This is a genomic window from Nonomuraea glycinis (genome assembly GCF_035920485.1).
In the GTDB taxonomy this organism is placed as follows: Bacteria; Actinomycetota; Actinomycetes; order Streptosporangiales; family Streptosporangiaceae; genus Nonomuraea; species Nonomuraea glycinis.
The window spans coordinates 1,971,983-1,996,247 of the sequence record NZ_CP109166.1 but is presented as its reverse complement, the minus strand read 5'-3'; the positions used below and the strand labels follow the sequence as shown (position 1 = coordinate 1,996,247).

Annotated in this window: 25 protein-coding genes, 1 tRNA gene and 1 pseudogene; 16 read left to right on the top strand and 11 right to left on the bottom strand. The window is 66.9% G+C overall.

The window, feature by feature from the left end:
* Positions 1-49: 49 nt before the first annotated feature.
* Positions 50-229: a helix-turn-helix domain-containing protein gene (locus tag OHA68_RS09230; RefSeq protein WP_327109482.1), complete on the bottom strand. Its 180-nt coding sequence runs from the start codon at positions 227-229 to the stop codon at positions 50-52.
* A complete protein-coding gene (locus OHA68_RS09225) occupies positions 222-1,562 on the bottom strand; it encodes a replication initiator (RefSeq protein WP_407674490.1) in 1,341 nt (446 codons plus the stop codon). Before OHA68_RS09225 ends, OHA68_RS09230 begins: the two co-directional genes overlap by 8 nt.
* Positions 1,563-1,747: 185 nt before the next feature.
* On the opposite strand from OHA68_RS09225, the pseudogene OHA68_RS09220 reads away from it, so the two are divergent.
* Positions 1,748-2,035 (top strand): annotated as a pseudogene (locus tag OHA68_RS09220) (IS1634 family transposase); the annotation flags it as partial.
* Between the two features lie 1,264 nt (positions 2,036-3,299).
* On the opposite strand, the gene OHA68_RS09215 reads toward OHA68_RS09220, so the two are convergent.
* Together OHA68_RS09215 and OHA68_RS09210 are read right to left on the bottom strand one after the other, a co-directional pair.
* Positions 3,300-4,235 (bottom strand): phosphotransferase, encoded by a 936-nt coding sequence (locus tag OHA68_RS09215; protein WP_327107229.1) that lies wholly within the window; start codon positions 4,233-4,235, stop codon positions 3,300-3,302.
* Positions 4,236-4,264: 29 nt separating this feature from the next.
* Complete coding sequence (locus tag OHA68_RS09210; RefSeq protein WP_327107228.1) at positions 4,265-5,944, bottom strand: helix-turn-helix transcriptional regulator; 1,680 nt, start codon at positions 5,942-5,944, stop codon at positions 4,265-4,267.
* A gap of 250 nt (positions 5,945-6,194) precedes the next feature.
* On the opposite strand from OHA68_RS09210, the gene OHA68_RS09205 reads away from it, so the two are divergent.
* The 7 genes from OHA68_RS09205 to OHA68_RS09175 all read left to right on the top strand — a co-directional run bounded on the left by OHA68_RS09205 (position 6,195) and on the right by OHA68_RS09175 (position 10,729).
* Complete coding sequence (locus tag OHA68_RS09205; protein WP_327107227.1) at positions 6,195-6,407, top strand: hypothetical protein; 213 nt, start codon at positions 6,195-6,197, stop codon at positions 6,405-6,407.
* A 640-nt stretch (positions 6,408-7,047) separates the two neighbouring features.
* Complete coding sequence (locus tag OHA68_RS09200; RefSeq protein ID WP_327107226.1) at positions 7,048-7,308, top strand: type II toxin-antitoxin system Phd/YefM family antitoxin; 261 nt, start codon at positions 7,048-7,050, stop codon at positions 7,306-7,308.
* Positions 7,293-7,700, top strand: a complete 408-nt coding sequence (locus OHA68_RS09195; protein ID WP_327107225.1) for a PIN domain-containing protein — start codon at positions 7,293-7,295, stop codon at positions 7,698-7,700. Before OHA68_RS09200 ends, OHA68_RS09195 begins: the two co-directional genes overlap by 16 nt.
* Positions 7,701-7,785: 85 nt before the next feature.
* Positions 7,786-7,849 (top strand) — tRNA-Phe (locus tag OHA68_RS09190).
* Between the two features lie 456 nt (positions 7,850-8,305).
* The gene (locus tag OHA68_RS09185; RefSeq protein WP_327107224.1) at positions 8,306-9,115 is read left to right on the top strand and encodes an alpha/beta fold hydrolase; all 810 of its coding nucleotides are present in this window, start codon (positions 8,306-8,308) and stop codon (positions 9,113-9,115) included.
* 120 nt (positions 9,116-9,235) lie between these two features.
* A complete protein-coding gene (locus OHA68_RS09180) occupies positions 9,236-10,036 on the top strand; it encodes a helix-turn-helix domain-containing protein (RefSeq protein WP_327107223.1) in 801 nt (266 codons plus the stop codon).
* 450 nt (positions 10,037-10,486) lie between these two features.
* Entirely contained in the window at positions 10,487-10,729 is a 243-nt protein-coding gene (locus tag OHA68_RS09175) for a hypothetical protein (RefSeq protein WP_327107222.1), read from the top strand.
* Between the two features lie 78 nt (positions 10,730-10,807).
* Here the strand turns inward: OHA68_RS09175 and OHA68_RS09170 are convergent, their stop codons facing one another.
* A complete protein-coding gene (locus OHA68_RS09170; RefSeq protein ID WP_225277854.1) occupies positions 10,808-11,707 on the bottom strand; it encodes a LysR family transcriptional regulator in 900 nt (299 codons plus the stop codon).
* A gap of 110 nt (positions 11,708-11,817) precedes the next feature.
* On the opposite strand from OHA68_RS09170, the gene OHA68_RS09165 reads away from it, so the two are divergent.
* From OHA68_RS09165 to OHA68_RS09155, 3 genes are read left to right on the top strand one after another with little or no spacing between them, the layout of a single operon-like run.
* A complete protein-coding gene (locus OHA68_RS09165; RefSeq protein WP_327107221.1) occupies positions 11,818-12,240 on the top strand; it encodes a hypothetical protein in 423 nt (140 codons plus the stop codon).
* A complete protein-coding gene (locus tag OHA68_RS09160; protein ID WP_327107220.1) occupies positions 12,233-13,846 on the top strand; it encodes a multicopper oxidase family protein in 1,614 nt (537 codons plus the stop codon). Before OHA68_RS09165 ends, OHA68_RS09160 begins: the two co-directional genes overlap by 8 nt.
* Positions 13,847-13,861: 15 nt before the next feature.
* A complete protein-coding gene (locus OHA68_RS09155; protein ID WP_327107219.1) occupies positions 13,862-14,089 on the top strand; it encodes a hypothetical protein in 228 nt (75 codons plus the stop codon).
* Positions 14,090-15,064: 975 nt separating this feature from the next.
* Here OHA68_RS09155 and OHA68_RS09150 read toward each other — a convergent pair.
* Complete coding sequence (locus OHA68_RS09150; protein ID WP_327107218.1) at positions 15,065-15,772, bottom strand: hypothetical protein; 708 nt, start codon at positions 15,770-15,772, stop codon at positions 15,065-15,067.
* A gap of 460 nt (positions 15,773-16,232) precedes the next feature.
* Between OHA68_RS09150 and OHA68_RS09145 the strand changes: the two genes are divergently transcribed.
* On the top strand, positions 16,233-16,592 hold the full coding sequence (locus OHA68_RS09145) for a carboxymuconolactone decarboxylase family protein (protein ID WP_327107217.1): 360 nt from the start codon (positions 16,233-16,235) through the stop codon (positions 16,590-16,592).
* A 307-nt stretch (positions 16,593-16,899) separates the two neighbouring features.
* On the opposite strand, the gene OHA68_RS09140 is transcribed toward OHA68_RS09145, so the two are convergent.
* Positions 16,900-17,295: an OsmC family protein gene (locus OHA68_RS09140; protein WP_327107216.1), complete on the bottom strand. Its 396-nt coding sequence runs from the start codon at positions 17,293-17,295 to the stop codon at positions 16,900-16,902.
* A gap of 212 nt (positions 17,296-17,507) precedes the next feature.
* On the opposite strand from OHA68_RS09140, the gene OHA68_RS09135 reads away from it, so the two are divergent.
* From OHA68_RS09135 to OHA68_RS09125, 3 genes are all read left to right on the top strand, one after another.
* The gene (locus tag OHA68_RS09135; RefSeq protein WP_327107215.1) at positions 17,508-17,825 is read left to right on the top strand and encodes a DUF427 domain-containing protein; all 318 of its coding nucleotides are present in this window, start codon (positions 17,508-17,510) and stop codon (positions 17,823-17,825) included.
* Between the two features lie 409 nt (positions 17,826-18,234).
* Entirely contained in the window at positions 18,235-19,233 is a 999-nt protein-coding gene (locus tag OHA68_RS09130; RefSeq protein WP_327107214.1) for an RNA polymerase subunit sigma-70, read from the top strand.
* A gap of 11 nt (positions 19,234-19,244) precedes the next feature.
* On the top strand, positions 19,245-19,979 hold the full coding sequence (locus tag OHA68_RS09125) for a DUF6069 family protein (RefSeq protein WP_327109481.1): 735 nt from the start codon (positions 19,245-19,247) through the stop codon (positions 19,977-19,979).
* An 84-nt stretch (positions 19,980-20,063) separates the two neighbouring features.
* Here the strand turns inward: OHA68_RS09125 and OHA68_RS09120 are convergent, their stop codons facing one another.
* The 3 genes from OHA68_RS09120 to OHA68_RS09110 all read right to left on the bottom strand — a co-directional run bounded on the left by OHA68_RS09120 (position 20,064) and on the right by OHA68_RS09110 (position 22,499).
* Entirely contained in the window at positions 20,064-21,215 is a 1,152-nt protein-coding gene (locus OHA68_RS09120; protein ID WP_327107213.1) for an acyltransferase family protein, read from the bottom strand.
* The gene (locus OHA68_RS09115) at positions 21,212-21,859 is read right to left on the bottom strand and encodes a TetR/AcrR family transcriptional regulator (RefSeq protein WP_327107212.1); all 648 of its coding nucleotides are present in this window, start codon (positions 21,857-21,859) and stop codon (positions 21,212-21,214) included. The genes OHA68_RS09120 and OHA68_RS09115 overlap by 4 nt, the downstream gene beginning before the upstream one ends.
* A gap of 67 nt (positions 21,860-21,926) precedes the next feature.
* The gene (locus OHA68_RS09110) at positions 21,927-22,499 is read right to left on the bottom strand and encodes a DUF3159 domain-containing protein (protein ID WP_327107211.1); all 573 of its coding nucleotides are present in this window, start codon (positions 22,497-22,499) and stop codon (positions 21,927-21,929) included.
* Between the two features lie 59 nt (positions 22,500-22,558).
* Here OHA68_RS09110 and OHA68_RS09105 point away from each other — a divergent pair, with 59 nt between their 5' ends.
* A complete protein-coding gene (locus OHA68_RS09105; RefSeq protein WP_327107210.1) occupies positions 22,559-23,089 on the top strand; it encodes a PadR family transcriptional regulator in 531 nt (176 codons plus the stop codon).
* A gap of 54 nt (positions 23,090-23,143) precedes the next feature.
* On the opposite strand, the gene OHA68_RS09100 is transcribed toward OHA68_RS09105, so the two are convergent.
* A complete protein-coding gene (locus OHA68_RS09100) occupies positions 23,144-24,124 on the bottom strand; it encodes an endonuclease/exonuclease/phosphatase family protein (protein ID WP_327109480.1) in 981 nt (326 codons plus the stop codon).
* Positions 24,125-24,265 lie beyond the last annotated feature (141 nt).

The window sequence follows — 24,265 nt, the reverse complement described above, 5'->3', positions numbered from 1 at the left end:
GGCTTGCGGCCCGTGGGCTCTTCCTCGGGGGTGCCGAGCGTGGTCTTGGTCATCGTGCCACCTCCACGAGGTTCTTGATGCAGTCGGTCAGGGCGTCGACGGGGACGAGGCGGCGACGGCCGATCTTGATGGTTCGGAGCTGGTTGGAGTGGATGAGGGTGTAGAGGGTCCATCGGCTGATTCGGAGGCGCTGGGCGGCCTCGTCGACGGTGAGCACGAGGTCATTCATGCGATGCCTCCGAACGGGTCCGGTGGGGGAGTTGCGTGCCGGTGATGGCGGCGGCGAGGAGCTGGTCTCCGGCGGAGAGGCCTTGTCCGGCGTACTGCCAGTGGGCGAGGACGAGGACGGTGTCTTCGGCGAAGAGCGGGAGGCGGCCGGTGGTGATCTCGCTTTCCTTCATGTGTTCTTCGCGGGCGGTGCGGAGGGCGCCCAGGGTGGTGGAGTAGCGGCGGCTTTTGGTGGAGAAGTGGCCGCGGAATCCGAGCATGTGGGCCCATTGGGTGAGCCGCAGGTCGGCTAGGTCGTCGAGGGCGCCCAGGCGCATGCATGCGGCGATCAGGTGTCGGGCGTGCGGTCTGATCGGGAGGGCGGCCAGATTGTCGAGGGGTTGGATGCGCCGGTCCAGGGTGCTGACGCATTCGGCGGCTTTGGTGGCGTACTTGGCGATGTAGGCGGCGACGGCTTGCTCGGTGAGGTCACCGGCCATGGTGATGCGGCGGACGTCGAGCTGGCTGCCCCACCGGAAGGTACGGCTGAGCGGCTTGATCTCCGCTGTCACCGCACCCGCCGCGTGCTGGACGGCATCGGCCAGGGCATCGGCCGTCGCCCAGGCCGGAGGCGGCGAGGTAGGGCCGTCCGGGCCGTCGAGGCGCACGACGGCATGGAAGTGGACGACCCCGCGCCGCTGGTACTCGGCGACCTTGGCGAAGGAGATGACGGCTTGCTCACGCAGGGCCTTGAGGGTGAGGCCGGAGAGTTTGGCGAAGCGCCGGCGGAGGGCTTCGGTGAAGCGCCGCCATAGTTCGGGGCTGATGGCGTTGAACAGGACCGAGCCCTCGTAGTCGTAGCAGGCGGGGCACAGTGGTTCGCCCAGGCGCGGGTCGTTGGCGCTGTGCTGGTCGGTGCAGGACATGACCTGTCCGTGCGGGCAGGTGGCGGCGTCGCGGCGGGCGTGGCAGGGCAGGATCTTGCCGTTCTTCTCCCGCCGGGTGTGCACGGTGCCGAAGGAGGGAGCGGTCAGGGTGACGAACAGGCACGGGTGTGCGCTGACCGTCTCCGGCACGCCCTTGCCGCCGATGAGTCCGGCGCGGATGAGTTGGTAGGTGTCGGCGCGGTAGGTCTCGGCGCAGGCGGGGCAGCGGGTGGCGCGGCGGGTCTTGCACGGGACGCGCAGGATGCCGTCCGGCTCTCGATTGGTGCTGTAGCGGTGCAGGAGTTGGCCGGTGGCCTGGTCGTAGTGCTCGACTTTGCCGCGTAGGTGGATGGGCTGTCGGCATCCTCCGGCGCGTTTGATCTGGTTGGCCCACCGGTCGTAGTCGGGGCCGTTGAGCCGGTCGATCATTCCGGCGACGGCGTGGGAGCGGGCAAGGCAGGGCAAGATGGGACCGTCCTTTCCAGTCATCTGGTGTGGGATGGCCCCCGGCCTGGCGGACGTCTTGGCGGATGTGTGGCCAGGCGGGGGGCGCTACAGCGGTTCAGGCGCCGTGGTTTTCGATGCCGGTGCCGGAGCAGTCGGCGCAGGTGTCGTTGTCGCTGAGACCGGTGCCGCCGCAGGAGCACGAAGAACGCATCCGCGCCCACGTCATCCTCTGCTGGCTCGCCCTGCTGCTCATCCGGATCATTAAGACCACCACCGGCAGCACCTGGCCCGCCTGCCGCCGCGAGCTCGACCGGCTCCACCTGGGCACCTTCACCGGCCCCGCAGGCCTGTTCCGGCAGGTCACCGCCTTGACCAAGCCCCAGCAAGACCTGCTCGCCCAGCTCGCCGTCCCCGCCCCCAAGCAGGTCATCGACCTGAAACCCACCACACGCTGACCAGCCCGAACACCCCGCCTAGAGAAACGCCCTCCAGGCGGCCACACCCATGCCAGCCCAGCTCACACCCCAGATTCGGACCTCCAGGCCGCTGAATTACGCGGAACGCGGGATCGTGGGCGCATCCACTATGCGTAACCAACCGACTTGCATGTTGTCTTGTCAGGTTAGGCGGCGTGCCTTACGTCCGGCACGGCTGTGGGATTGCTGGCCATCTTGTTAGAGGCTAGATTCGCGGCTTCCGGACGGGCGAGGGTGGTGGCAACCATGACCGACATAGACCCGGCGGACAGCGCCATGTTGTTCCTGTCGCAACCAGCGGAAGAAACGATTCGCGTGCCAAGCAGATGGACGCGATAAGGAGCAGCAACCCCACGGAAGGGCCATGATGGTGCCCGAGGTCGCGAACCCTCCAAGGACGATCCCCGCGATCATCACGACGGCGGCCAGGTAAAGCATTTGGAGGCCGGTTCAGGAGTAGCCTCTCAATAGTGGTGGTCAGCGACCAGGGGTGGGGCGGAGTTGAACGAGAAAAATCAGAAGTCCCTGTTAACACTGTTGGCAGAGGTGTCTGCGATACTTGCGCTAGTCCTAGCGGCACCAGGATTGCTGATTTCTTTCCTCGCGTACCAGAACGATCTTCTCCAGGATTCGGCTGATCCGCAACTGCCCGTTGTTGCGAGTCCGAAAACCTCATCGCCTGCTACGAAAATCTCATCGCCCGCTACTATGAGTGCCTCCGAGAACCCTAAGACGGGAGCGGTACGTTACGGCGGCATCTCTTCTTGCGACAGGAATTCGGTGATTCCGGCCATCAGGCAGCCCAGTCCTTCGGCCTGGTCATGTTCAATAGGTGATGGCTCTGAGGTCTCGTTCGATTCGCGTTGCACTTACGTGAAGAGCCGTGCGAGGGGCAACCATGTGGACTGCCCTGCTAACGCAAGAATTCCCAGCAGTAATAGTGGCTCGTAAAGCGTTGTGCCCTTCAAGATTACGCCTCTGGGTGAAGCACAGCAGATCTCCCATGGCCGCCTACATCGGCGAGCGCCACCATATTGAGAAGCCGGGGGCTCGCCCCAAGGTGTGGACACCTGCCGACGGTCTTCAACTACTCGGTCTCACCACATGAGAACGCTTCAGTCCTGCGTCTAGTACTGTCCCGTTGTTCGTCGACTTCGTCAGGAACCAGCCGGTGAGAACGTCGTCACGACCGATCTAACGACTGATCACCAAACGAGACACGGTCTAAGGCGCTTCGCGCGTCTCATGCGCGCCAGCGTGTCACCTTGGGGCATGCGAGGAGTTCGGCGGCCAGATCAATGCAGCGCATCGTCTCCTCGTCTCGCTCGGACCACGACTCATGTCGTTCGTCTTTAATGATCTCGCGTACTCCTGCCTCCATTAGCATTTCGAGCCCAAGAAGGCGCTGGGCGTGGCTGGAGTCGAGGTCAGGCTCGGCCTGCAACCAGATGGCCAGTAGTGCAACGGCGTGATGTGAGCCGCCCGCGCGGGCGCTCCAGCGTGCGGCGTCGAATTCCGGCGGCCCGGCGTAGCCGCAAGTGTCAAGCATCAGCAACCGACCCTTGCGATCGCGTAGCAAATTCTTGACGGTCAGATCACCATGCACTGCGACGATGCGCCCACGGGACTCGTAAGCGTTGGCGGCCTTCTCCCATCCATGAGGCAGCATGTATCGATGGGCCACGGCGGCTTGGAGTACTGCATGGAGGTGATGAACGACTCCGGCGCGCAGACTCCTCGTCGCCTGGTTGATCGACACGTGATGCGCTTCCGCGACGAGCTGGCCGACCTGGGGCGTGAGTCTCGCGGCCTCGTTGGGCTCTGGTGGCTGCCCGGGGATTTCGGGCATGAGCAACCAGCTCGTCGGATCATTGCCGGAGGCGAGTACCTCAATGGTGGCGACTCCTGCCTGGTACCAGGTGCGTTGAACGACGGCCTCGTCGGGTCGACGTCGCCCGTAGACCTTGAGCGCGACATTCCCATGCTCCGGTGACTCAAACGCGAGCAGAAATTGCGGTTTGCTGCTTCCCGGGTTGAGCGTGCGCCGGAATGTCGTCAACCCAAGTCGGCTGCGCAGCGTGGATACGAGCGCTGCGGCGCGGCGAATCTCGGCGGCTTCTTTGGCATACGCGCCGTTACCGACTCGCCGTTCCACAGCGGCGATGTGCTGCCGGATCACTATGTCGAGGCTGATGTCCGAGGCACTCCTCACAGCGAGTCTTTCCGGACAGCTCGCTGTAGAGGCCCGTCGGCCAGCATGGGCAGAACATCGTCGATGCCGCTATAGCCAGCGACCACTGCTAGCTGCCCAAGCAGATCGATGGAAGCGTCCAGCCACGCATCAACGAATCCGTCGACATCGTCCGGGAAGATGATGTTCCCATAGAACCGGTCGTCGCCAGCGACCGGTTCGTAGGCGCCGCGGTCGAATCGGACCGCTTTACCATCGTCCGGCAAGTTTTCGAGCATGACGACCAACGTGGGTGCACTCCGCTTTTCGATCATTTCCACGAGACGGCTGTCCCACCAGGCCAGTTCGTCTGCGCATGCGTTTGCGCGGGCGACCTGCCGGTCGAGGACGGATCGCTCTTCTTCGGTGAGGGATTGGCCAGGGCGGACCTTAATCTGGTCCGAGGACAGCATTTGGCCAGGGGTGAAGCTCGGGCTGCTTCCTGCCGTCCCATCGCTTCCCTCGCCACAGTTCAAGCTTGCGGTGGCGAGCCGCCAACAGGCGGCTTTCTGCCAACGTGGTCCTAGCCGAACGATCATCAGTGGGCTGTCGATATTGATGAGCCGTCTCCATAGCGGGTCGTACAGAGCAGCGGGACGTACTTCCATCGTCATGAGCCACGCTCCGGGAGCCTCGCCCCTCCACAGCAGATCGAGACCCTGTTCAAGGGCATACCCCGCCTCGATATCCGCCTGGGCCGGCGGCAACGCGGCGCGCATTCTCGGATCCCGCTTGGCCTTGGCGTCGTTGAAAGCACGTACGATGTCGACCACTCGCAGGTGTCCAAGCTCAAGTGCGCCGGCGAGGAAGCCCCCTATTGGATCACTCCCGCCATAGGGCGGTGTGATGATCGTGGCAAGCCGCAGCTGTTGGTCCAGAGCGCGCGGCCCCGGCGGCAGTAGCAGCCCGGTGGCCGGCGATCGAGAGGCGGACAACTCCAATACGACCAGCGAGCCCAGCCGGAGCCACGACGCCTCTTCTTCGCGCCCGGTGAAGGCGATCGGGGGAGTAAGCGCCCCGTGCTCCCAATAGGCCTGCAGGCCCGCCTTGGCCAACTCCTCACCGATCTGCTTCTTCAGCTCATCTGTTGCAACGAGGCTGTTCGGTTCGGCGAAGATGACGAGCTGGTATTGGTACGGATCGGTTCGATCCCGACCCCGATATTCCGGGATGAGCACAGTAGTGGCCACGCCGGGCACGCTGGTCACAACTTCGGCGACATGATGCCGGATGGACTTTGGGGTCCGAACACGGTTAACGACCAACTCACTAATGAGGCTTGAAGAGAGATCCGAACGATCGGCGAACGCTTCCACGTACCCGACCGACGTGGCAGTTCGCGCGGCACGCTGCGCCTCCGCCTCCTTTCGAACACTGAGCGATTGAAGCCGAAGCTTCTCCTCCGGCACAGCAAGCAGCTCGGCGATTCGAAGCCGGAGATTGGAGGGCTGACGGGTATAGCGGAAGCGCCGGCCACTCGGTGGTACTTGTTCGCCCCTCATCTGGCTCCGGTAGGCGGTGAGCCACGAGCTAAGCGTGGTCGGTGTTATTTCCAGCCTTTTGGCGAGGTCTGCTGCTGTCATGCCATTTGTCTCGGCCCATTCAGACAGCCGGACCAGAACTGGGTCCGGCTGTTCGGGATTACCGATCATCGACACCGGCGGCCTCCGCTTCAAAACGTCGTCCTATTCACGGTCGCCGATACTCGGGGCGATGTCAATACGCTGATTCGCACACGTGGATCCACGCGTACCCTCGTGGATCCATGCGCGATTATCCACGCTACTACGCATACGTGGTGGAGTGTTTACATAGCCGGGGCGTCGAGAGCAAGCTCTGTGTAACGCCCGTGGCGAGCAGTGGATTCATCCGCCTATGGCCAGCAACCGAGCTGAAAGGGGCCCAGCCATGCCCGTGCCTAACTCGAACGAGAACGTCATCCGGACGTTAAGCATCGCGCTGATCGTCGCGATTGGCCTCATCGTCGGCTTGGTCGGCGGCATTGTCGCTTTCGTTGGCGGTGGCACGGTGTCTGATTCGATAGTTCAAGGCGGTGTCGCCTTCGCTGGCGCCGTGACGCTCGGCCTACTGATCGAGTCCTCTCTGCGCCCGCGCTCGTGACCTGCCATGAGCCCGCAGATAAAGTTCGGAGAGCCCCGCGAGCGCTTGACGCTCGCGGGGCTCAACGGCACGCTAACTCTGGTGCTAGGAGGCGACCGCGCCTCTAGAAGATCCTCTAGGTCGAGAGGCTGCACGGTCTAGAGCTCAAAGGCTGAGGGTGCTTCGCGCACCTCGTTAGCGCTTTGCGCCTGGCTGAAACACTGGGGGGTTAGGGAGTCGACCCCCCATCGGAGGGCATGATGACCAGGGAGCAAGACCCCCCTGAGTGTTGCAGCGGTCCTTGCCGCGAAGCGGCACCTCTGGAAGGGCGTGCGAAGCACCTTCTTGCTTCGGTGGTGAGTGACGAACTGAGTGACAACCTCAGCAGACCGCCACGGACCTTGGTGGACGTTGCCGGACACTCAGCAGCGCGTCGAACATGGGCTAAGCATGATGGGAACACGTGTTCTCGTTGCCTGAAAAGCGGAAGGTCGGCGGTTCGACCCCGCCCCTGACCACATTAGATGACCAGCCAAGATGCCCCGAAGCGATCACCGCTCCGGGGCCTTTTTGCGTCCTCTGACGGCAGACCATGGTGGACGGTCGCTCTCGCCGACCAGGACATCCAGCGATCACCAGGGAAATCAGATACTCTGATTTCATGAAGGCGATGACCGCTACCGAAGCGTCCCGAAACTTCGCGACCGTTCTTGATGAGGCCGAGCGCGGGGAAACGATCGTGGTGACTCGCGGCGGCAAGCAGATCGCCGTGATCGGCCCCGCGCCGACCGCGCCGGGCCGTATGGTCAAGGCGTTCCTGGCCAGAAGCATGGGCACGTTGGACGCCGATTTCGAGGCTGACGTCGCGGCGGCACGTGAAGCGACCGACAACGAGATGAGGGACACGTGGCCCGGCGCCTGATCCTGGACACAGGTGTACTCATCGCCGCCGAACGAGGCAAGGCGTCCGTGGACACGGTGATCGGGGACGCCGATGATGTGGCGATCGCCGCGATCACGGTGGCTGAGTTGCTCGTCGGCGTGGAGTTGGCCGATGAGGACCGCCGGCCCAATCGGCAGGCTTTCGTGGATCAGGTCCTCGCGTTGATCCCTGTTGAGGAATACACCACGAATGTCGCCAGGGTCCATGCTCGTCTCATGGCACACGTTCGACGAGCGGGGAAAACGCGGGGTGCCTACGATCTGCTGATAGCGGCGACGGCGGCGGCCACTGCGCGAACAGTGATCACGATGGACTCTTCCGCCGCATTCGACGACCTGCCGGGCGTCAGCGCTCAGCTTGTTCCCCGATGAATGTCGACGGCAACCCTGACGGCAACATCCACTAACGAAGCCGTACACGAGGCACTGCTGACACTTGTACTCCCAACCTCAGGAGGGCTGCAGGGCGAGCGTCAAGCCTGAAAAGCGGAAGGTCGGCGGTTCGACCCCGCCCCTGACCACCTCATCTGACCAGCAAGAACGCCCCCGAAGCGATCGTCACTCCGGGGCGTTTCTGTCTCTGCTGACGGCAATGTCGTCGTGCGGTTTTGTACTTGTTGCTCGTCGCTCGGCATGAGCGTGAAACGTCCCTGGGATCGAGCAGGTTGAGGACCGAAACCCTTTAGGGATAGGGACACGATCGTGAGCATGACAAGCGTCGCTCTTGCCTGCCCGCGGGCACGCAGTGCTGGCTGATCGATCGTCCCCCATGCTAGAAACGCGCTGTCGTCCTCATCCAGCCGATGACAACGTGCTCCTCCGGGGCCCGCGACGGTGGTGGTGTGGCGACCGTCGGGCAGGACTATGCAGATGAAGATGGCTTTCGAGTGGTCGCAGAGCGAGGTCCGTCGGTCGTCGAGCCCCGCGGGAACATTTGTCCAAGACTGATGGTCGAGCGTCCGTGCATAGTCCCCTGCATGAGTAAGTACGAGTTTGAGCGCTCACATCGGATGCACGTGGTCCACGACGGCCCGCGGCAGGCGCCGCCACTGCTGCTCATCCACGGATCGGGGGCCTCGGGCGCCTCTTGGAGCCCGATGGTCGCGGAACTCGCCGGCCACCATCACCTCATCCGGGTCGACCTCCCAGGCTGCGGCCAGTCCCCGCCCGCGCCGTCGCACGAGGTGCCCGACCAGGCGGTCCGGGTGGCGGCGGTGCTCGACGACCTCGGCCTTGGTCCCGTCCCCGCGGTGGGGCACTCCAGCGGCGGCTACGTCGCCACCGCGCTGGCCGAACAGCGCCCCGACCTGGTGAGGTCGCTCGTGCTGATCAGCACCGGCCCGAGTCCCGATGCGCTGCTTCCGCAGCCGTTCATCCTCCGGGTCCTGTTGGGCCCGCCTCTCGGCCCGCTGTTGTGGTCGAGGCGTTCGGACGCGATGATCCGCAGAGGGCTCAGCGCGACGGCCGCTCGCCCGGTGAAGGTCCCGGACGACATGGTCGCCGAACTGCGAGGGACCTCCTACCGCACGTTCAGGACGGTGCTGCGCCGAAACAGTGCGTACATCGCCGAGCGAAGCGTGCCCGAGCGTCTGGCCGCCCTTCAGGTCCCGGTCATGGTGATCTTCGGCGCCGACGACCCCCGCTGGGAGCCGTCGTCGGCGCACCAGTACGACGCGGTGCCCAACGCCCGGGTCGAGCTGCTGCCCGGCGTCGGGCACCTACCCATGCTCGAAGCCCCCGAGACGACCAGCAAACTGCTGCTGGGCTTCACGGCAACGGGCCACTGACACCCGCCCGCGATCTCTGACGCCTAAACTGGTCATGTGCTGTCGACAGGGGCACCACCCGACTGGGCGCGGGTGGGGGTCGCCGTCCCGCGCCCATCAGGTCGGCTGCCGGGGATCAGCATGGCCGGGTTCCATCACCATGCCCCCGCACTCGTCGACATCGCCATGGTCGCGCACCCGTCCGTCACCTTGCTCGTCGATCTGAGCGACGGAGAAGGCATCGTCTACGACATCCACGGCCGACGCGAGCGCGGCAGTGTAGTCGTCGGGCTCCTCCCGGGCGATCTTCGAGCAACCGGCCGAGGAGTCGGGCAGTGCCTTCAGATCCGGTTCGAGCCGGTGGCGGCGGCCGCGGTGTTCGGCGCATCGATCGAGCTCACCGGGACGCTGGTAGCCCTTGAGGGTGTCTGGGGCCGCGACGCCGAGCAAGCTGAGGACAAGCTGCGCGCCGCCGCGTCGTGGGACGAACGGTTCACGATCGTGGCGGATATCGTCGGCCGACGGCTGCGCGCCCGCCCGCCGGTTTATCCGGAAATCGCCTACACCTGGCGGCGGATGCTCACCAGCCGGGGGCGGGTGCGAGTCGACCGCCTGGCGGACGAGGTCGGCTGGAGCCGCAAACGCCTGTGGTCCCGCTTCCGGTCCCAGCTTGGCATCACCCCCAAACGCGCCGCCCAACTGGTGCGCTTCGACCATGCCGCCCACCTTCTCGCGGCGGGTCACGCCGCCGTCAGCGTCGCCGCCGAGAGCGGCTACGTCGACCAATCCCACCTCCACCGTGAGGCCAAGACGTTCGCTGGGCTCACGCCCGCGGCCGTGGCCGCCGCGCCGTGGCTCGCGATCGACGACGTTGCGTGGCCGGCTTCATCGCCGAGCTGGAGCCCTGCGAAGAATGGCGAACGCATCCCCGACCTTCGTTGAACAGCCTGCCTACGAAGATGTGGCTTCCACGTGCTGCGTGGACGGCACGGTGCGGCTGTAGGAACTGGATCACCAGGCCCCACAGCCAAGCTCGTAATGAAGTGTTCTGCAGAGGCTGTGACGATCGCCGACTTCGGTGCCTGCCGTACGTGGCCAGGGCGATCGGCTGCCGCGGCCCTCCTCCGTCGGGCCCTGCCACCGGGCACCCCGGGTTCTGTGACGGCAACGTCGACTACCAGTCCCGTACGAACTGCACCACGAGCGCCCATGTACCCCAAGGTCCGTGCCCGTGAGCAGGTTGATCGCTACACCTGAAAAGCGGAAGGTCGGCGGTTCGACCCCGCCCCTGACCACATTAGATGACCAGCCAAGATGCCCCGAAGCGAAGATCGCTCCGGGGTGTTTTTGTTGTTCTGACGACGAGGCCGCGGAGCCTTCGTACAGGTGATCGTGAGTTTGTTCGTGTCGACAGGGATGGGGACGGTACGGCTGCTGAATGCACCTCTCGTCGGCCTGCTGATCAGGTGTGATGCAACGAGTGAGAGCACGCTGTCAGAGGTGGACGACGTAACATCGAAGCGCCAACTCGGCGCCACCGTTTCTGTGCTCACGTTCGAGGTCGCAGGCGACCGGATCAAGCGCATCTGGGCGGTACGCAACCCCGACAAGCTCCGCCCGTGTACGGCAGGTTGACTACCGCTGCCGCTGACACGGGCTGCCCAGCCGGGATGGCCAGGCCCCCGGCATGTCGCGCCCACCGCAAGCTGATCCTCAGCGTTTCTCCGGGGGCTCGCCGGTGATCCAGTTCCAGCTGGTGATCGTGGCGCGCATCAGCCGGGCGGCGGTCGACAGGTGACTGTCGGCGCCCCAGTACAGGGTGACCGTGCGACGGCAGTCGGGGCTGTCAATGGGGATCCAGGTGGCGGAGGCACGCGTGGCGCTGCGGCGGGCGAAGGCCGGGACGAGACCGATGCCGAGTCCCGCGCTGATCAGGTCCGCGATGGCGCTGTGCTCGTCGCTCTCGCAGACGATCTTCGGTGTGAGGTCTCTTGCGGCGAAGAGCCGGTCGAGCAGTTGGCGTAGCCAGTGCCCCTTACGGGCGGTGACGAAGGGCTGGCCGGCGAGTTCGTCGATGGTCACAGAAGTACGGCCTGCCAGCGGATGATCGAGGGGCACGCCAACCCCCACCGCCTCATCGAACAGCCGCGTCGACTCAAGGCCTTCGGCAGGGATCGGCTGCGAGGCGATGCACAGATCCACGTCCTGGGCCCGCAGGCGGCGAGCCATGTCCTCGGCCGGCGACCAGTGGAGCTCGATCTCGACGGAGGGATGGGCCCGCTTGTAGGCCGCCAGTGGGCCGGTGAGGGTGAGGAAGGTTTCCGACGCCAGTCTCACGGTGCCCAGGCCTTCGCTGGCGGCCTCGGCGACGGCGCGTCGTCCGGCCTCGAGCTCGCCGAGGGAACGTTCGACGTGATCGCGGAAGAGCTTGCCCGCGTCGTTCAGCCGGAGCCGGCCGCTCCGGTCGAACAGCGGTGTGCCCAGTTCGCTCTCCAACCGGGCGATGGTACGGCTCAGCGACGGCTGGGCGATGTGAAGCTCGTCGGCTGCCCGGCTGAGGTGCTCCAGCCGCGCCACCACCAGGAACTGCTTGAGCGAGTTCAGCTCCATCATGCCTCCCGCAACATAACTCCATAGCAATATTTGTCTTAGACAAAATAGCTCACGAGTCATAGCCTCAGGGCGTTTGTTTGCAAGTGAGATCACAGTGAGGAGGATCCCGCATGGTCACCAGCAGTCTGGGATCCGCTGCCGCGCGTCGGACAAGGCCGACCGAGTGGGTTTTCCGGGCCCTTGTCAGCGCCCACATGGCGGCGATCGCCGGCCAGCCGGTGCTCGCCGGGGTGTATCTGACCGGCGACTTCGACGGCCTGCGCTGGCACGCGGTCGGCGCCGACGTGGTCACCTTTATCGGCTACCTACAGGTGATCGCGGCGATCGTGGTCTGGGTAAGGCTGCGTCAGGTCTGGCCGTTCCTGGCCACGATGGCGGTGGTGGCGGCCGAGACGGTTCAGTACTTCGCCGGATTGGACGGCGCGCTGTGGCTGCACATCCCGCTGGGGGTGGTGACCGTGGCCGCGCTCGTCGTGCAGTTCATCGCCGTCTGGCGCCGGCCCCTCCTGCGGCGGGAGGCCCGCGATGCGTGAGCACGATGCGGGCCGCGGCCTGAGCCGGCGGCGGATGCTGGGCGTCGGCGGGGCGCTTGGTCTGATGGCGGCCACCGGGCTGTCGGCCTCGGCCGCGCTGGCCCGCCGGCCGTCGTTCACCGGTGCCGAGCTGCGCAGCGCTGTGCCGCTGCCGCCGCCCTTCCAGGTGTCGCTGCCAATTCCCGCCGTGCTGAAGCCGGTCGATACCTCGGGTGGCACCGACCGTTACGAGATCACCCAGCGCGAAGCGAGCGCCGAGATTTTGCCCGGTGTCAAAACGCCGCTGTGGACGTACGAGGGCACCTTCCCCGGGCCGACGATCGAGTCGCGCCGCGGCCGGCCGGTCACCGTGACGCATCGCAACGAGTTGCCCGTGCCGACCGTCGTGCACCTGCACGGCGGACGGACCCCGGCGGCCTCCGATGGATACCCGACCGACCTCGTCCTGCCCGAAGGCCGGCACGACGCCGCCACGAACACGGGGCACGGCTCCGAGCATGGCATGGACGGCATGCACGATCCGCGGGCCGTGATAACCAAGCTGACGCGGGACTACACCTTCCCGCTGGACCAGCGGCCGACGCTGCTGTGGTACCACGACCACCGGATGGACTTCACCGCCCCGGCGATCTGGCGGGGTCTGGCCGGGCTGCATATCGTGCGCGATGACGCCGAGGACGATCTCGGCCTGCCCGCAGGGCAGCGCGAACTACCTCTCATGATCGCGGACCGGGCGTTCGCCGCCGACGGCAGTCTCGCCTACCCCGCCCTCGATCCCACCCTGCGAGAGCGGCCGGGCGTTCGGGAGCCCTATCTCGCCGGAGTCCTCGGCGACGTGATCCTCGTCAACGGCGCTCCGTGGCCCGTGCACGAGGTCGACGCGGCCCGCTACCGGCTGCGCATCCTCAACGCCTCCAACGCCCGCCACTACGAACTCGAAGCAGTCAGTGACGAAGGACGCCGCCTCGACCTCGTCCAGATCGGCGCCGACCAGGGACTGCTCGCCGAGCCGGTCACCCACCGGCTCCTGCCGATCGCGCCCGCCGAACGCTACGATGTGATCATCGACTTCGCGGGCGTCCCGATCGGCAGCCGCGTCAGACTCCTCAACCGGCTTGGCTCCGGCCGTACCCACGACGTGATGGCCTTCCGCGTCGCACGCCACACCGCCGACGACAGCCGCATCCCACGCACGCTCTCCACTGATCTGCCGACCTGGCGTCGGTCGGACGCCGCCCGGGTGCGCGACTTCTCCTTCCGCGCCGGGCGGATGCGCGGCGGCCACGGCTGGCTGATCGGCGGGCTGCCGTTCGATCCCGCCCGCACCGATGTCACCACTCGCCTCGGCGAGGTCGAAGTGTGGCGGCTGGTCGCCGACGTCCACCATCCCATCCACCTGCATCTGGTGGGCTTTCGGGTGCTCTCGCGCAGCGGCAGGTCGCCGCTGCCGCACGATGCGGGCCTCAAGGACACCGTCGCATTGCGGCCGGGCGAAGCGGTGGAGATCATCACCCGTTTCGACGGCTACCGCGGCCGTTACCTCTTCCACTGCCACAACGCCGAACACGAGGACATGGGCATGATGGCCAACCTAGAGATCATCTAGGAGTACCACCCATGAGTGCCGATCCCGGCTCGTCATCATCGGAGCACCCTCGCCGGCGGCACCGAGTTTGCCTTCACCCAGGTGCTGATCGCCACCGGCTCCTGCCCACGCCGCCTCCAACTGCCGGACGCCGACCTCGATGGCGTCTGCTACCCGCGCAACCGCGACCACAGCGAGCATTTGGGCAGGGCCCTGCGCGCGGCTTGCGCGACGCAGGCATTCCGATCGACGACCAGCTCGTAGTCACGGTCCACTGGGGCGGGCGCGAGGGCGCCGATGCGATGGCCAACCTCCCGAGCCGGCGCGAACCGCCCACCGCCGTCTACGCCCATTCCGACGTGGCCGCCCTAGGCGCGGTCGCAGGGCTGCGCATCCCCCAGAACGGGTCTGTCATCGGCATAGACGATCATCCCCGCGCCGAGCTGACGGACCTGACGATCGTGCGCAACCCGTCCGGCAGCAAGGCGAACTGTCCAGGCGCATGCTCCTGGACATCCTGCGCAGGGAAGAGACCGACCGTGACATCGTCGTGCCGACCCAACTCGTCATCCGGGGCAGCGCCGCGCCGCCTCGCTCATAGCCCGGGACTTTCCAACGAAGGACGGCCGCCGCAGCTCTCCTTCGATCGGACCTGCCACCGCACTGGTGACGGCGACGCTGACGGCAACGTCGGCGACCAAACGCACACGGACAGCACCACTGGCGGCCGCGTACCCCGAGGTCACCGCCTGCGAACAGGGCGATCGCTACACCTGAAAAGCGGAAGGTCGGCGGTTCGACCCCTCCCCTGACCACATTAGATGACCAGCCAAGATGCCCCGAAGCGATCACCGCTCCGGGGCGTTTTTGCGTCTACTGACGGCAACGTCGTCGTACGGTTCCCGTACCTGCGACTTCTAGGATCCGCGTGTGTCTGAATATAGGTGGCCCGACGAGGGTCCCGGATTCGGGGAGCGGGTGCGCCATGCCTGGGCCGCGATACGTCAAGCTCTTCCGGTCGGGACGCGAGTGACAGGGATGGTCATCGGCCGGCAGCCCTTCGGCGTGTTCCTGCGCCTCGCACCCTGTGAATCGGACAATCTGATTTCATGACGGTGATGACTGCCACTGAGGCGTCTCGACGGTTCTCGATGAGGTCTGGCGTCCGCCGTCCCTGACGGACGCCACCCGACGCCGCCGCCTGGCGGGCGACCGCGCCGCCGTCGGCTGAGCCCGGGATCACCACGTCCAGTACGAGCGCGCCTCGGCCTTCCACGTCTTGGGGAAGTACTGGTGGATGCGGAAGGCCATGCCCTTGTCGCGCGCGATGTACTGGTCCCGGTCCAGCTTCCTGGTGATCGGCCCGCTCAGGTCGCCCTTGTTGTCCCACCAGGACTCCCACTGCTTGATGCAGGTCTGGCCGCTGATGTATTGGTTGGAGCAGGGAGCGGGCGGCGACCAGATCTGCGTGTGGCCGAACTTGATCACCTTGCCGGACGACTCCTCCGTGAGCGTTCCCCACGCCTTGAGACAGTAGCCCGTGGCCGGGATGTCCCACTTCACATAGTGCTGCGGGCCCGAGGTGGCGAACGTCCGCAAGTTCTCGCACTTGGCGTCGCCGATCTGCTCCTTGGTCACACGCAGCCGGTAGTAGGTGCCGTTGCCGCTCCAGCCGTCCAGCGTCACCCAGTCGCCGTCGCGCACGAACTTCTCACCGTAGTTCGGCGGCCACGTCTTCGGATCACCCCAGCTGATCTCCGAGGTGGTCGCCGACAGCGGCTTCCACGCCCACTGCCCGGCCACCTTGCCGTCGGCCCAGTATTGCCCGGCGCTCCGTGCCGCGATTCGCGAGTACTGGCCGTAGTCGTCCCCGGACGTCGCCGACGCCGGCAAGCCCGTCGTCGCGAGCACGGCGACCGTCGCCGCTCCAATGGCCACAAGTCTCATCGATCGTTCCTCTCAAGCCGCGAAGCGCCCATCCCATCACCTCCGAACCTGGGATCCGCCCGCTTCAAGATTCGTGGAACCGTTCCAAGCCGTACCAGGGTCTACCTGCGAAAACGAGGCTGGTACGGCTACCCCCCGGCAAGCCGACATACTTAGCCGAGATTGAATACGCAGAGTGAGGCCGCGCTCGCGCTTCTTGTTTTCAGGGAGAGGCGTTACAGCCGTAACGGCTTACCCCCTCCCGTGCCTGAGGCCAGGCGCCCGCCCCCGGACGGGTGAGTGACGAAGAGAGTGACATCTAACACCTCTTCTAACAGCTTGGCTCCCGCTACTCGTCGATCGCCTGAGCGAAGACGTCGGCGGCCGAGGCTTCCGCCGCGCGGATCACGTGGGCGTAGACCCTGAGGGTGATCGAACGGTCCGGCATCACATCCTCGGCCGGCACCGATAGCGTGATTCCGTGACGAACGTTCCCCATCCAGACGAGTTCCGCCATAACCGGGCCGAAGGCAACGACGCGCTGCGTACCACGGGTTCGGTCGTGGAGTCATTCTTCGCGTTGGACGGCGCCGCCTACGCGCCCGGGGCCCTGCCGAAGGGGATCAAGGAGTTGATGGGTCTGGTCATCTCGGTGACGAAGGACTGCGAGGAGTGCGTCTATTACCACCTGGAGCAATGCGAGCAGGAAGGCGTCGACCGGGAGCAGGTGCTGGAGGCACTGCATATAGCGATGGTAGGAGCCGGTTCGGTCACAGTGCCGCTGCTCCGCCGAGCCATCATCTTCATGGACCGGTTGCCGGGCCTGGCAAAGCCAACGTGACCGGCAAGAGTCGTTATCGCGGCAAGGTTCGGAGTCGTCCCGGACACTGGGAACGCCCACCCGGTGTGAGCCTTGCGATGTCGCCCGCATGGAACCGCGGGGCGGGGATCACGGCTCTTCGGCGAGACTCACCCTGAGCTTCCCCCCGTAGCACGGCCACCTCATCTGAGTTGGCCCTGTGTCGGCTGGGAAGGAAGTGCTTCGTGCCTGCACCTCACCCGATTGAGTTCCGTCAGCGTGCCGAGAAGAGCCAGTAGGGCAGGCCCGTCAGGTGGGGTGGGTGGAAGTCGCGTTCCCGGATGGTCGGTTAGCCGATCCTCTGCACGGTGGCACCCCGTCGGATGGCGCGGGGGATCTCGGCGACGGAGTCCACGGTGTCGATCAGCTGGGCGATGCTCTCGGCTGGAGCGGTGGAGCTGACGTCGACGGTGTAGGTGATCCCGGTTGACGTCCAGCTCTCGGTATCGAAGCCGCCGGCTGCGGAAACGCGTACTCCCTGGAGTTCGATTCCCAGTGCGGCGGCCTCCCGGTAAAGGTCGTTGAGGATGCATCCCGCGGCCGCGAGGTGAAGGAGATGTCCTCCGGTGAAGTCCGCCCTGACGCTCACGCCCTCGGGCGTCCACCGATGAGGGAAATGCACTGCGTGCTCGTCCGTCACCTTCAGCGATCCTGCGCTCACGATCACGTTGAAACGATCATTCATGATTCGGCTCCCGGCACCTCGGGTGTACGGACGTGAGACAAGAGTCGTCCTACACGTCGCAGCCGCCAACGGCAACACAGCACTCCCTCACACGGGAACGCCCGCTCATGCCACGAAGCCCTACGCTGGCGGCCGCGGGGAACGTTTGATGGGATCGGTCTATGAACACACGAGGACATGCAATCGAGGTCACGCCTGTATCGGATCAGGTCGTGGTGCGAGTCAAGGACGTGGTCATCGCGACCTCCTCCCGGCCGATCGTGCTCACCGAGACGGGCTGTCCACCGCGGTACTACCTGCCGTCGGCGGACGTGAAGATGGACATGCTCAGATCATCGACAACGACGTCGCACTGCCCGTTCAAGGGCGATGCCGCCTACTGGTCGGTTCAGATCGGTGACGGTGTGGCCGAGGACGTGGTCTGGTCCTACCCGGAGCCGTTCCCGAGGGTGGAGGAGATCGCCGGATTGCTCGCCTTCTGGGCCGAGAAGCCAGGCGTCACGCTCGAGGTGAACGGGCAGGCCGCGTAAGCGTCGCGGGTTGCGATCGCCGCTACGCGCAACAGACTGTCCGCCCTGACGGCGGTTGATCCCTGTTGAGGAGTACACGACGGACGTCGCCAGAGTCCACGCCCGTCTTATGGCGCATGTCCGGCGAGAGGGCGAGTCGCGAGGCGCGTACGATCTGCTGATCGCGGCTACGGCCGCGGCCACAGCGAGAACGGTGCTGACGATGGATGCGTCCGCCGCATTCGACGATCTCCCTGGCGGGCGGTTCGACCCCGCCCCTGACCACATCAAGTGACCAGCTCCGTAGCGATTATCGCTCCGGGGCGGTTTTCGTCGCTGGGTCGCCATGCCGGTCGGCTCTGGTGATGAGTTGTCGTGCTCGCAGCCGTCATATCTACGACGGGACACGACGAGGCGGAAGGGTGACGTGATGGGTGCGGATACGCGGCTGGAGGAGCTGGGCGTGAGTGGGATGGGTGAGGTCGACGAGCCGGCGTTCTCGGGGCTGGCGGAGCGGCATCGGCGGGAGTTGCATGTGCACTGCTACCGGATGCTCGGGTCGTTCGAGGACGCCGAGGACACCGTACAGGAGACGTTCCTGCGGGCCTGGCGGCGGCGGGAGACCTTCGAGGGGCGGTCGACGTTCCGGGCCTGGCTGTACCGGATCGCGACCAACGCCTGCCTGGACCTGCTGGCCAAGGTTCGGCCGGAGCCTGCGACCGGGGGCGAGGTGCTGTGGCTGCAGCCTTACCCGGACCGGTTGCTCGATGAGTTGCCCGCGGGCGACGCGGACGAGCCGGAGGCCGTCGCCGTCGCGCGGGAGACGATCGAGCTGGCGTACCTGGTCGCGGTCCAGCATCTCGCGCCGCGTCCGCGGGCCGTGCTGATCCTGCGGGACGTGCTCGGCTGGCCGGCGAAGGAGGTCGCGGAGCTGCTCGGGGACTCCGTCAACTCGGTGAACAGCGCGCTGCAGCGGGCCCGCGCCGGCATGCGGGAACACCTGCCCGCCGAGCGCCAGGACTGGACCGGCGGCGAGGAGGACGCCGGGACGCGCGAGCTGGTGCGCCGCTATACCGACGCCAGCGTGGCCACGGACATCGACAAGCTCGCCGCGCTGCTGCGGGACGACGTCCGCTTCTCGATGCCGCCCACGCCGGGCTTGTACGTCGGCCGCGACACGGTGGTGAACGACTGGGTCGAGCACGGCTTCGAGGATTTGAAGCACCTGCGCGCCGTGCCCACCTCGGTGAACCGGCAGCCTGCCGTCGCCTTCTACCTCTGGCGGGAGCGGGAGGGCGCGTACCTGCCGCTGACGATCGACGTCCTGCGCGTCACCGGCGGGGCGATCACCGAGATCGTCACGTTCCACGACGTCCGGTTCCCGGCGCTCGGGCTGCCGGAGAGCCTGCCGGCGGACGGCACGGAGTAGCCCGGGTGCGGATGCTCGCGCTGCGCGGTGGCGCGCGGGTCGCGGTGGTCGCGGCGGAGTGGTGCGACGCGTTCGGCGTCGTCGTTCGCGGGCGGGTGCAGTTGGAGCTGCGCGACGGCGAGCCCGGGCCGGTCCTCGGACGCGGCGCCGGGTTCTGGCTCCGCGGCACCGGCGTCCGCGCCCTGCGGAATCCCGGCCGGCGTACGGCGAGGGTGCGCGTCGTCACCCCCAAAGGCAAGCGTCCCCCTCAGCGCCGGAACCGTCACACACCAGTCATCGAACGATGGAGGAACGGCATGAGCAGCATGAATGACACCGGGGGCGTGGCAGCGGGCCGGACCAGCCGTACTACCCACCGGCTTCGGGGGCTCGCCGGCACCGGCTTCGTCGCCACGCTCGTGGCGATGGCGGCCACCACCCTGGCCGCCGCGCTCGCCCAGGTCGTCGGTGTCGACTTCGAGGTCCCTGATGGTGGCGAGGTGATCCCGTTGTCCGGGTTCGCCGTGGTGACCGGCTTCTTCTCGGTCGTGGGCGTCGTCATTGCCGCCGCTCTTCTCCGGTGGAGCGCGCGCCCGGCCGAGCGGTTCGTGTGGACGGCGGTGTCGCTGACCGCGATCTCGCTGGTCCCGCCCTTCCTGGTCGGGGCGAGTATCGCCACCGCCACCGCCCTCCTCGGGCTGCACCTCGTCCCCGCGGCGGTGATGATCCCCGTCCTGGCGCGGAGCCTCCGCACCTGGACCGATTGACGATCCCGCGACGGGGTCTTATCAAGAAAGAGCCCCAGGAATTTCTCCTGAGGGCTCTTTCCTTTTACGCCGGTGGTCGCTGGTTCAGAGCACTTTCCGGGCGCCTGGCAGGGCGCGGACCAGGTACGCGATCGCCCAGCACAGCGGCAGTGCGAGGGCGACGAGCAGCGCGCCCTTCGCGACCGCGGGCGCCTGTACGTCGCGGAGGGCGTAGCCCAGGCCGACCAGCACGGCCGGGTGGATGACGTAGACGGTGAAGGCGTGCTCGGACAGGAACCGGCGGCGGCGTCCCTGGTGGTTGAGGCGCTCCCGGAACAGCACCAGAAAGCCGAGGATGACGCCGACGGCGAGCGTCGTCTCGAAGGTCGCCACCAGCAGGGACTGCGTGGTTCCGTGCCCCATGCTCGCCTCCGGGGCGGAGATCAGGACGAAGAGGAGGCCGACCGCGGCGACGGCCGCGGTGGCGAACCCGATCCGGCCGGTCGTCCTGGACAGGCTCCCCAGCCAGCCGCGCCGGGTCGCGATCAGCCCGATGACGAACAGCGCCACGTACTGCGGAAGGTAGGCGGGTGAGGGCAGCCCCAGGAGCGACTCGCCCATCGGCACCGCGATGCGCCACAGGTAGGTCACCAGGGCCAGTCCGACGGTGAACCCGGCGATCGCGACGGCGCCGGGCGCCCGGCCCGAGGCCGGGGCCGACGCGCGCCGGCCCGCGGCGGTCAGCAGCCTCCAGATGACGTAGAGCGCGCTGAACACGAACAGCACCTCGACGAACCACATCGGCCCCGGGGTGAACGACTGCAGGTAGTACTCCCAGTAGGGCAGCTCGGCCCCCTGCTGGGCGGCGGCGTCTCTCGCCTCGAGGTATCCGCCGACCGTCGCCAGGGGGCGGATCACCAGCAGCCAGAGCAGCAGCGGGACGCCCAGGCGTAGCAGCCGCTCCCTCATGAATGCCCCGGCCCCCTTGCGGTCGTAGGAGCCCGGCACGAAGAGAGCTGAAATAAGGAAGAAGGCGCCCATGAAGAACGCCTGGTTGAGCACGATCACGATGTCCAGGAGCGTTGCCGAGGCGTCGGTCGGCGGTTCGAGGTAGTACCAGCTCGGGACGTTGCTGTAGGCGATCACGGAGTGGTGGATCACCACGAGTGCCATCAGGGCGGTGCGTAAGTTGTCGATGTAGAAGAGCCGCGCGGAGGTGGTGGGCGGCGCGGTGGGCCGGCTGACGTGCTGGGTCATCGATTCGCCGTTTCTTCAGGGAGTTCGGCTCGGGTGGCATGCTCGAACAGGTCCGCCAGCTCGTCCGCGTGCGCTTCCAGGTCGTGTTCGGGGTTGGTCACCCAGTAGGCGAACATGTGGTCGATCGCGGCCTGCACGCTGACGGCCATCACGCGGCAGTCGAAGGAGCGGAACTCGCCGTTCTCCTGGCCGCGGCGGAACAACGCCTCCCGCGCTTCGTAGATCGGCTCGTTGAAGGCGACGCCGTAGCGCGGCCTGCGGTCGGGGGTGCGGAGATTGTTGCGGATCTCGGCGAGGGCGAGCAGGTGGGAGCGGTGATTCCGCATGTACGCGGCGACCGCGCGGATCTCCGCCCGCAGCTCGCCGGCCGCCGTGGTCTCCTTCTCCTTCAGCGGTACGACGAAGGCGACGATCCCGAGGTAGACCTGTTCGACGATCTGCTCCATCAGCTCGGCCTTGCCGGCGAAATGGTAGGAGATCACGCCTTTGCTGATGCCGGCGCGCTCGGCGATGCGCGCCAGTGAGGTGTTGGCATAGCCCAACTCCATGAAGGTCTCGATGGCGCTCTCGATGATCTGGGTGCGGCGGGCCTCCTCGATGAACGACGGCTGCTTCTGGCCATCTGGCTTGCTTTCTGACCGCATGGCCAAAAAGTAGTACATGTGGCCAGAAGGGCGCAACCTGTGCGGCCGGTACGCGGAGCCGGTGAGGTCAGTTGGCGGGCACCTGCCGCACCCGCTTGGGGTGCCAGGCGGTGAAGATCGAGGGGAGGACGAAGGAGAGCACCTTGATGGCGATGACCAGCGTCGTGGCATGCGGGGAGACGTACAGGACGAGTGTCAGCGAGAGCGCGGCGACGGTGAAGGCCGCGGCCCAGACGGTGGTGATGACGGCGTTGGCGCGGTAGAACCGCGGGGTCTCCCAGACCTCCTTCGGCGCCATGGAGCGCGCGATGCCGAGCGTGAACGGCCTGCGCAGGGCCAGTGAGCCCCAAGCGGTGCCCGCCAGCCAGACGTTGACCAGCGCGGGACCGTACGGAGTGAGGGGTGAGTGCGGGTCCGCGAGGGACAGCGCCGTGAGGCAGGCGAAGAAGAGCGCCGCGCTGCTCTCGATCACCATCTCGTCCCAGCCCTTGCCCGCTCTGCGGTCGAGGGCGACGAGGACAAGGGCGAGGGTGAGGCCGGTGATGGCGCCCCAGCGCCACTCGTCGCCGGTGGCGATGACCGCGTAGGCGATCCATGGCAGGAAGCCGAGCAGGCCGCGCATGGTCGGGTGTCCCTTCATATTCCTATAGTGACAGGTCGAAGCTAGAACTTCCTGTGCCGATATGTCAATATAGGAATATGAGCCTTCGACACGCCGTGCTGGGACTGCTCTCCGAAGGGCCCGCGAGCGGATACGACCTGATGAAGCTGTTCGACGTCTCGCTGTCGAACGTGTGGCCGGCCACGCAGAGCCAGCTCTACGCCGAGCTCGGCAAACTGGCCGACGCCGGCCTCGTGGACGTGTCGGCCGAGGGCCCCCGCGGCCGCAAGGAATACGCGATCACCGAGGACGGCCTGGCGGAGCTGCGCCGCTGGATCACCGAGGTCGAGCCGACCAGGGTGCTCCGCAGCGACATGCTGCTCCGCGTCTTCTTCCTGGCCCAGGTCGCACCCGAGCAGGCCCGCGCGTACCTGAGCCACCAGGCGGCGCTGGCCGGCAGGCACCTGGAGAGCCTGAAGAGGATCGGGGAGCTCCTCGAGAGCAGCCAGGACAACCTCTCGGTGTACGGCAAGATCACCCTTGAGTACGGTCGGCGCCTGGCCGAGGCGCAGCAGGGCTGGGCCGAATGGGCCGAAACCGAAGTCGACCCGGATCGCGAGTGCCGCTAGGCGTCGTGCCCGGTCACCGGACGCGCAGGTCGGCGAAGAGTGCGGCGTGGTCGGTCATCGGACGCGCAGGTCGGCGAAGAGCGCGGCGTGGTCGGAGCCGGGGATGTCGTACACCTGGGTCGCCGCGGCCCCGGCGCGGCCGTCGGTCAGCACGTGGTCGATGGTCACCAGCGGCGGGAGCCTGCTCATCGGCCAGGTCGGCGCCAGCCCGCGCCCGGTGGCCGCCCCCGCGTCGGTGTAGCCGGTGTCGAGCAGCCGCCGGAACACGACGTGGTCCAGCGTCGCGTTGAAGTCGCCGGCCAGGATGCGCGGCGGCCCGTCGGACGGGGCGGGCGGCAGCGTGGCGATGCCCGCCTCCCACTCGCCCACGGTCCCCGGGACCGGCGCCACCGGGTGCACGACCACCACCTCCACGGCCGAGCCGCCGGGCAGCGCCACCTGCGCCACCGGCATGTGGTGCCCCACCGGCCGGAACAGCCCCGCCCGCTCCCGCAGCGGGTGGCGCGCGTAGATGCCGCTGCCCTCGGGTCCGCGCGGCATCGGCTGGGTGACCTCGTACGGCAGCAGGTCCTCCAGTCCGGCCGCCGCCAGCCGGTCCCGCGCCGACCAGGTCAGCTCCTGCACGCTGAACACGTCCACGTCGAGTGTCCGTACGAGATCGACGAGGACCTGGGCGTCGCCCCGGCCGCCGTTGAGGTTCGCGGTCAGCAGGCGCAGCGGCCGGCCCTCGGTCGGCGCCTCGCCGGCGATCGCGCGTGGCACCACGAGCCCGGCCAGGCAGACGCACACCGCGAGGAGGATCGCCACGGCCGCCCGGCTCCTGGCCCAGCCCGCGCAGGCCAGCGCCACCAGCGCGGCCACCCCGAAGTACGGCGTGAACGACACCAGCGGCACCAGGAGGAACCCGGCCTCCAGCCCGCCCAGCCGCATCGCCGTCCCGGCCGCGAACACCACCGCCACCACGACGGCCAGTCGCGCCGCCCGAGCCCGCCTGGGCCGCACCCGCAGCACCGGCTTCTGCACACCGTCTTTCATGAGCACGGCCACGAACTCTAGGCGGCCATTCTTAAACTCCCATGAGTGGCGTCCGACGCGCCCCCAGGGACGGGTTCGACACCAGGTGCGGTCGGAGCGGGGCGTCGGCTGGAAGAGCATCTTCAAGGTGTGCTGACGCCC